Source organism: Sedimenticola hydrogenitrophicus, assembly GCF_029017505.1.
In the GTDB taxonomy this organism is placed as follows: domain Bacteria; phylum Pseudomonadota; class Gammaproteobacteria; order Chromatiales; family Chromatiaceae; genus Sedimenticola; species Sedimenticola hydrogenitrophicus_A.
Window position 1 is genome coordinate 1 of sequence record NZ_JAQGEI010000095.1, and the last position, 1,317, is coordinate 1,317.

Here is a 1,317-nt window from a genome sequence, read left to right on the forward strand (position 1 = left end):
GGGGTTGAAGTCCAATAGAACGAAAACCTACGCTAAGTGTGGCGTTTCACCGCTACCCGGTCATCGAGCGCTGATCACTTGAAGTGGTCCCCAAGGGTGCTACACTTGTGTTAATTATTCACACAGAAGGCTCGACCATGCCCAGAACAACGAGTGTTACTATCGGTTCAGAACTAGACGAATTTGTGGGGAAATTGATTGCGTCTGGACGCTACGGCTCAACCAGTGAAGTCGTGCGCTCAGCCTTGCGGTTGCTCGAACGCCAGGAAAATCAAACGGCAGCGCTGAGAAGTGCTGTAGAAGCTGGGGAGCGGAGCGGGGAAAGTGACCTATCTCTGCACGACATTGCCGCTCAGGTGAAACAGAAACACCATGTATAAGCTGTCCAATCTCGCGGCAGAGGATTTCACAGCTATCTACAAATATACCCTGCTTAACTTTGGTGCTCACCAGGCCGACGCTTACACCGATGACTTGGAGAGCACCTTTCGTCTTCTGTCCAACTCCCCACTAATGGGGCATGAGTGCCTGGAAATCGCTGATGGGGTTAGCCGCCACGATCACCAACGACACGCCATTTTTTACCGGCGGCGTGAGCACGATATTTTTATCGTCAGGATACTCCATCAGCAGATGGAGCCGATGAGACATTTCGTTGAGCTTTAAAGATCCCGATTTGGCTGTGTTGGGGCACAACCGAAATCCGGCTAGTTAGGAAACTTTGTTTATTAATTCAATATAATAGACGCGCAGAGTTAGCGGCGGAGCCGCTCCTACGGGTGGTGGGTTGTTGTGGATTTGTAGGAGCGCCTCTGGCGCGAAAGGCAATTACAGGGAGGGTATATGCCGAACAATCGTCGTGCGGCCCACGGACGGAATCTGCGCCGTGGGCGGCGTTCAGAACGGGGTCGTGCCTATTTGATTACCACAGTCACACGCGATAGAGCACCGCGATTCATGTCCATGGGGCATGCCCGTGCGGTTGTCATGGCCATGCGTCAAGCGGAAGCCGAGGGGATGTGCGAAACATTGGCGTGGGTGTTGATGCCGGATCATCTTCATTGGTTGTTTGTATTGCGGGATGGTGATTTATCCGTTGTTGTTGCAAAAGTGAAGCAGGTATCGGCCCGTGAAATAAACAGCCTGGAAAGGCGGCGCGGCGCGTCGGTGTGGCAGCGCGGATTTTATGACCGAGCAGTGAGGCGTGAGGAGGATATCGCAGCAATGGCGCGGTATATGGTGGCTAATCCGTTGCGGGCGGGGTTGGTTCAGCGGGTGGGGGATTATCCGTATTGGGATGCTGCCTGGTTGTAGGAG

The 1,317-nt window shown here is 53.6% G+C and carries 3 protein-coding genes; all 3 read left to right on the forward strand.

Annotation, left to right across the window (positions count from 1 at the left end):
• Positions 1-137: 137 nt before the first annotated feature.
• The gene (locus O9K64_RS23380) at positions 138-380 is read left to right on the forward strand and encodes a type II toxin-antitoxin system ParD family antitoxin (protein WP_275100532.1); all 243 of its coding nucleotides are present in this window, start codon (positions 138-140) and stop codon (positions 378-380) included.
• Positions 373-666 carry a type II toxin-antitoxin system RelE/ParE family toxin gene (locus O9K64_RS23385; RefSeq protein WP_275100530.1) on the forward strand — a complete coding sequence of 98 codons (294 nt, stop codon included), beginning with the start codon at positions 373-375 and terminating at the stop codon, positions 664-666. The genes O9K64_RS23380 and O9K64_RS23385 overlap by 8 nt, the downstream gene beginning before the upstream one ends.
• A 177-nt stretch (positions 667-843) precedes the next feature.
• Positions 844-1,314: an REP-associated tyrosine transposase gene (locus tag O9K64_RS23390; protein ID WP_275100531.1), complete on the forward strand. Its 471-nt coding sequence runs from the start codon at positions 844-846 to the stop codon at positions 1,312-1,314.
• Positions 1,315-1,317 lie beyond the last annotated feature (3 nt).